Raw genomic sequence first — 6,790 nt, forward strand, 5'->3', positions numbered from 1 at the left:
CAAAAACCGGGTGATCGATCATTATCGGCAAACGACTCACGTGCGCCTGGATTCCATGATCGAATTGCCGGCCGCTGTCGCTTACCCACTGTTTTTGGAAGAACTGGAATCGGCACTCGGCGATGCCATGGCGCAATTACCCGAAAAAGCACAGCAAATATTTCATCTAAAAAGGTTCGAGGCCAAGACTACTCGAGAAATAGCCGAACAACTCGCTATCCCCGAACGGACAGTCGAGTATCACTTCACCCAAGCCACCCGCACGCTCAGAACCTTGCTGAGTGGTTTTATTTCTCTTTTGATCTGGGTATTTTCGACTAGTACTTTTTAAAGTAATATCAGCCAATTACTTTCTTTCTGTATAAATTTTCCGCGAAAAGGCGTAATCTATTGCGGACATTTCCTTTTCCTCCGTCGTATAGGCAGAGGAACATTAAACTCCTATGAGCAAGCAGCATTTCCGTACTCTACTAAAACGCTACCGAACCGACGAATGCACTCCGCAAGAGAGGCATTTGGTAGAAAAATGGTTTTACATGCTAGACGGAGAAACCCCAATCCGTACAGATGGGGAAAGCCGGCAACTCGAAGATAAGATTTGGCGGGCCATTCAGCAAAAACAGGACGTGGCTCAACGCCCTATCCATACTCATCCCGCAGCGCGCCGCTGGTGGCTGTCTGCGGCAGCGGCGGTCGTCGTACTGGGCTTGGGCTGGTTTACTTACCTGAATTTAAACTCAAATTCAGAAACCATTTTGACAAGCAATGGCCCTGCCGTGTCGTCTCCGGCGGGTACGCTCATACGTCTGAACGATACCGCCCAGGCCATGGAACTCACCCTGAGTGACGGCTCGCGGGTTACGCTGGCGCCGCGCAGCAGTGTAGAGTATCCGGCAAAATTTGAAAGTACTCGGCGCGAAGTGACCCTGCATGGTGAAGCTTTGTTTCAGGTAACTCGTAACCCGCAGCAACCTTTCTACGTCAATGCCGGGGAGGTAACTACTAAGGTACTGGGAACCAGCTTCCGTATCCAAACGGGGGAAGAAAATAGTTCGGTACAGGTATCGGTGCTGACGGGCAAAGTCTCTGTCTTCCAACGTGATTTGCCAGACGCACCCACAAAGGATAAAATTAAAAACGGCGTGATTCTAACGCCCAATCAGCGGGTATTGTATTCCCAGGCCAGTCACTCTTTCGAAACAAGCCTGGTGGAGCAGCCGATGGTCGTCGCTGCGGAGAGTGGCGCTTCCGTTGCAAGTACTTCGGACGTAGCCTTCGACTTTGAAGACGCCTCAATGGCAACGGTCTTAGGGAAATTAGAGAAAGCCTACGGGATCGAGATTATTTTGGAAAACGAGGAGTTGGGCAACTGCCTCTTCACCGCCAATATCACGGAGCAGCCACTTTTTACAAAGCTGGATCTGCTTTGTGCAGCCTTGAACTCCACGTACGAAGTGCGTGGGACAAAGATTTTGATTATGGGCAGCGGTTGTCGCTAACCCAAAAAAGAGCCGGAAGTGTTGCGAGCACTTCCGACTCCTGAGTAGTACCCTTTCTGAAACCTGGTCGGGTTTCCACCCTTACGGATGGACGAGAGGGCGTTTTGTCAAATTTTTTCAAACCCAACAAAAACAATCAAATGTAATGAAAAAACCACTACGAGCGCGAACGCTGCTGCAACGCATTATGCGGATCACCCTGCTACAAACCATTTTGATTGGCCTTACTCTCTCGCTGGGTTATGCCCATGATGCCCACACCCAGGGGCTGCTCGACCAGGCCGTTTCGGTGAAATTTAAGAATACCGAATTACGCAAAGTCCTGTCCAAGATCGAGGATGAGGTCAATGTCAAATTTGTGTACAGTTCCACAGTCATTCAGCCCGATCGCCGGGTGAGTGTGCGTGCCAATCAGAGCAAACTTTCAGAAGTGCTGACGCAGGTTTTGGAACCGCTCGATATAACATATCGGGTTATCGGCGGACAGATTATGCTGACGCGGTTGGGGGCTGAGACTTCGTCTATCATTGCCAAAGTAAAAGTCGAAGCGGTAGTGGCGCAAACAGTCAGGGGAACCGTTAAGGACGAAAATGGTGGATTATTACCGGGCGTAAGTGTAATCTTGAAAGGTACTCAGCGTGGTACCACGACCGACACCGATGGGGAATTTGTGCTGGAAGTTCCTGATGCAACCTCCGTCCTGGTTTTCAGTTTTGTGGGTTATTCAAGTCAGGAAGTTATAGTTGGTACCCAGTCCAATCTCACTATTTCACTTGTTCCCGAAAGCAAAGCTCTCAACGAGGTGGTCGTCATCGGTTACGGGAGCGTCAAGCGAAAAGACCTGACCGGAGCCGTTTCGCAAATCGATACCAAGGACATCGACGCCTTTCCGGTATCCGACGTGCAGCAGGCGCTCAGGGGTCGGGCACCAGGCGTGCGCGTTATCCAAAGTTCGGGGCAACCGGGCGCTTCGGTACAGGTGCAGGTACGCGGCGGCAACTCTTTTTTGGGCAATAACAACCCGCTCTACGTCGTCGATGGTTTCCCGCTCACGGGTGGGATCGACTTCCTTAATCCCTCCGACATCGCTACAATGGACATTTTGAAAGATGCCTCGGCTACGGCCATTTACGGAGCACGAGGTGCCAACGGCGTGGTGATCATCACTACTCGGCAAGGCAAGGCCGGCCGAAGCCGGATAAGCTTTGATAGCTATTATGGTTTTCAAAGTGCGTCCAGGCGTTTTGACTTGCTCAATGCCCAGCAGTACGCCGAGGTAGCCAACGAGCAGTTGACCAACGATGGCAAACCCGCTCAGTTTACGGGTTCCGACTTCGCCAATACCGATTGGCAGGACGAGATTTTTCAGACGGCTCCTATTCAGAACCATGTAATAACCTTTTCGGGCGGCAATGAGAAAACCCGCTATTCCGTGTCGGGCAACTACTTTAAGCAGGATGGTATCATCCTCAATTCAGGAACCGACCGGGGTTCGTTTCGCTTTGGTTTGGATCAAAACGTGAGCGACCGCTTCTCTTTCTCGACGCATTTTGTGGGGTCAAGATTCACTTTTGATAACAATGGCGCCAACAACGGACACCGAGGCAACAACATCCTGTCGTCCGCTATCGTGTCGCCCCCAACTGTGCCTGTGCGAGACGGAGACGACAACTACGCCAACGTAGCCCCGTATGCGTTCAGTCCCAACGTATTGCAGCACCCGCTTTTGTTTGCCGACATCCTCAACCAGCGCAAGCGTACCAGTTTGCTGGCCGATTTCTCCGCTACATTCACCATCATGGAGGGGTTGACTTTCAAAACCCTGTTAGGTACCGAGCAAGCTTTCGATGAGGGGAATTTTTACTCTCCTACCACGCTGAAGTTGTCGTCGGCCAATGGAAACGCTGGTTCATCGTTCGGGCGGGATGTGTCGTTTCTGAACGAAAATATTTTGTCCTACACCAAGGCATTTGACAAGTCTGTTCTGAACGCGGTAGCGGGCTTTACCTGGCAAAACCAAACGAGCTACGATAATAGTCAGGGAGGAAGCGGTTTTCTGAACGACATTCTACAAAACAATAACCTTGGCGCTGCCGAAGTCACGAACCCCAACAATTCAAATTACAGCCAATGGGCGTTGCTTTCCTGGTTGGGTAGGGTCAACTATTCCCTGGCAGATAAATTCATCTTTACGGTAAGCGCGCGGGCCGATGGCTCTTCGCGCTTTGGAGCCAATAATAAATGGGGCTTCTTCCCGTCGGGAGCGGTGGCTTACAAACTTTCCGAAGAGCAATTTATTAGAAATATAAAGGCGATTTCGAGCCTGAAATTGCGCCTAAGCTACGGCACCACGGGCAGTACTACGCTATCTCCTTTCCAGTCGCTCAACCGGCTCGGCGTGCAGCGAGCTACATTTGGCAAGACCGATCTGATCGGCTACGCACCCGTTGCCCTACCCAATGACAATTTGAAGTGGGAAACCACCGCTCAGCTCGATATCGGTTTGGATGCGGGTCTATTCAATGAAAGGCTACGTCTGACGCTGGACTATTACCGCAAGTCCACGACCGATCTGCTGGCTAGGGTAACGCTGCCGGGATCAGCGGGCTTCAACTCAATTACGACAAACTTGGGCGAGATTCAGAACGCCGGCTTTGAATTAGGAATCGGAGCCGATATTATAGACAGGGCAGTGAAGTGGGATGTTTTCGCTCAAATGTCTACCAACCGTAATAAAGTCATCGATATTGGGGGTAGCGACATTTTCGGTAGCGGTATCAGTCTGCCCTTTGGTTCGGCCATCAACATTGCGCGAGAGGGTCAGCCACTCGGACTTTTTTATGGCTTTAAGGAAGACGGGTTGGACGAAAAGGGGCGAATCAAGTACGTAGACCTCAACAACGACGGGGCAATCACAAACAGCGATCAAACCATCATCGGCAACCCGTATCCCGACTTCATTTTCAGCATCAATAACAACCTCAGCTATAAAAATTTCGAGTTGAACGTATTTTTAGAGGGCGTGCAGGGCAGTAATCTATTCTTTGCTACCGGCGGCTCGATCAGCAACTCGTTTAACACTGGGGAAAACCAACTGGTGGATGTGTACAACAACCGCTGGCGGCCCGGTAGCCCGGATCCCAACGCGCTATATCCCAAACTAAGCACGAGCTCTACCTTCCGCGTATCGGATCGGTTTGTGAAAGACGGCTCGTATCTGCGACTCAAAAATGTGCGGCTGGCGTACAATCTCCCAATCACCAGCCTGAACGTGAAGTGGATTCAGAGTATTCAGCTATACGCCAGCGCTCAGAATCTGCTGACGATCACAAAATATCCCGGCCTTGATCCCGAAGTCAACACCCGTTCTGGAACGGGCGACCTACGCATCGGTATCGATGAGACCGGATACCCGGCGGCCAGAACCCTGACCTTCGGCCTAAAAGCGGGCTTTTAATCATCATTTTTTCTAAAAAAACTCTTTATGAAACGGATATTGATAATCGTATTATTAAGCTGTGTTTTCTTCCAGTGTGAGGATGCCCTGGTAGAATCGCCCAAAAGTTTTATTGCCAAAACCAATTTTTATAAAAACGCCGACGACGCCAATGCTGCCCTGACCGCCGTTTATGGCTCGCTTGGCAACGGTTTTTTTCCATCTATCTGGTTCATGTCGCTGGTCGAGAACCGGGCCGACTACTCCAATGGACGCGGAAGCCAACAAACCATCAGCGTTTATGACCAGCCTCTGGACAACACCAACCAATCAAGGGCCTTCGGGGCCTGGAACGACCTGTACCGAGGCATCAACCGCGCCAATACCGTGTTGGACAATGTCCCGGGTATTCAAATGGACGAAAAGCTGAAAAAGCAGATTCTGGCTGAGGCAAAATTCATGCGGGCGTACTTTTACAGCAATCTGGTCAAATACTGGAGCGGCGTACCGATCAGGCAAAAAGAACTTACTGATCTCTCCCAGATACCAATTGCGAGAAGTTCAGCCAAGGAGGTCTGGGACTTTATTAAAGCCGACCTCAATGCCGCTATTCCCGATTTAGCGCCCGCTTTTCCGGCTAATTTGAGCGGAAGGGCGACCTCCTGGGCTGCCAAAATGCTGCTCGCCGACGCCTACCTGACTACCGAGGAATGGGCCAAAGCCCGCGACCTGGCCGACGATGTCATCAAAAACGGCCCCTTCAAACTAATCGAAGTGAAACAGCCGGACGATTTCATGAACAAAATGTACGGCCCAGGTGTGGTTACGTACGAGGAAGACATCTGGTCGATTCACCACACGCCCACCAATGGCAACAGTATCCCTAACTTCCTTCACCGCTCAGTCGGAGGAATTTCGTTGGGTTCCGGCGGGGTGTTCGCCTGGTTGCCAGTCATGACATCTTTCATCGGTACTTGGGATAAAAAGGATTTGCGTCAGCAGTACAACACCTACAGTTATTTGGTGAAGGCTCCTGGCGATACGGTTTTCCTGCCCCAGCCCAGTCCCCTTTTTAAGAAGTACCAGGATAGAGATGCTGCCTGTGGTAGTTGTCATTCGAATAATATCCCCGTTTTCCGCCTAGCTGAAGCCTACCTGGTGTACGCTGAGGCAGTAAGTCAGGCTGAGTCGGCCCCCTCGGTTCTGGCCACAGAGCGCTTGAATATCGTGCGCCGCCGTGCCTACGGACTACCGTTGAATGCTAAGGCGAATGTCGATACCCCAATGGGCTTGTCGCAAAAAGCCTTCCGCGACGTGGTGATCCAGGAGCGTGCCTACGAATTTGTGATGGAAATGAAGCGCTGGAATGACCTCCTGCGCACGGGTACCGCCGCCGAAAAAGTCAAAGCCACGGGCAAGGCTTGGAGCGATGTAAGCCTTCTGTTCCCAATTCCGGTGGATGAAATAAACAACAACTCCGCCATGACGCAAGCCGATCAAAACCCCGGTTATTGATACTATCAGGGTCGAAGTACAACAGATGGGGAGCCAAGTAGAAGTCGTTTGCATTAGCTTTTTGTTTGATTAAAGATTCAATATCCTGATTTTGAGTCATACAATAAAGTCCAATATCTGCTCATGAAAAAAAGTATCATCCTTCTGCTCAGCGTAATCTTCCTGTCGTGCAGCAGCAACAAACCCATCCAGAACAAAAACGAAGTCGATCTAGTCGTCTACGGCGGCACCTCGGCGGGTATCGCCGCCGCCATCGAAGCCAAGCGGATGGGAAAGTCCGTCGTCCTGATCGAGCCGACTTCCCGCGTCGGCGGACTGACCACGGGCGGTCTGGGCCAAA

Annotated in this window: 5 protein-coding genes; all 5 read left to right on the forward strand. The window is 51.1% G+C overall.

Translation table 11 applies throughout. The features are described from left to right. Positions 1-331 (forward strand): sigma-70 family RNA polymerase sigma factor (locus ACEW8P_RS26795; RefSeq protein WP_373516126.1); only part of this gene is annotated, 331 nt, incomplete at its 5' end. Between the two features lie 205 nt (positions 332-536). After that, a complete protein-coding gene (locus tag ACEW8P_RS26800) occupies positions 537-1,499 on the forward strand; it encodes a FecR family protein (protein WP_373516127.1) in 963 nt (320 codons plus the stop codon). A 145-nt stretch (positions 1,500-1,644) separates the two neighbouring features. Further along, on the forward strand, positions 1,645-4,956 hold the full coding sequence (locus ACEW8P_RS26805; RefSeq protein WP_373516128.1) for a TonB-dependent receptor: 3,312 nt from the start codon (positions 1,645-1,647) through the stop codon (positions 4,954-4,956). A gap of 27 nt (positions 4,957-4,983) precedes the next feature. Beyond that, on the forward strand, positions 4,984-6,450 hold the full coding sequence (locus ACEW8P_RS26810) for a RagB/SusD family nutrient uptake outer membrane protein (RefSeq protein ID WP_373516129.1): 1,467 nt from the start codon (positions 4,984-4,986) through the stop codon (positions 6,448-6,450). Positions 6,451-6,573: 123 nt separating this feature from the next. After that, a partial coding sequence (locus tag ACEW8P_RS26815) for an FAD-dependent oxidoreductase (RefSeq protein WP_373516130.1) occupies positions 6,574-6,790 on the forward strand: 217 nt, incomplete at its 3' end.

This window comes from Persicitalea sp. (genome assembly GCF_041751555.1).
Classification (GTDB): domain Bacteria; phylum Bacteroidota; class Bacteroidia; order Cytophagales; family Spirosomataceae; genus Persicitalea.

Coding starts and splice junctions, on each gene's coding strand:
- ACEW8P_RS26810 (WP_373516129.1), top strand. CDS start 4,984: ATGAAACGGATATTGATAATCGTATTATTAAGCTGTGTTTTCTTCCAG.
- ACEW8P_RS26805 (WP_373516128.1), top strand. CDS start 1,645: ATGAAAAAACCACTACGAGCGCGAACGCTGCTGCAACGCATTATGCGG.
- ACEW8P_RS26800 (WP_373516127.1), top strand. CDS start 537: ATGCTAGACGGAGAAACCCCAATCCGTACAGATGGGGAAAGCCGGCAA.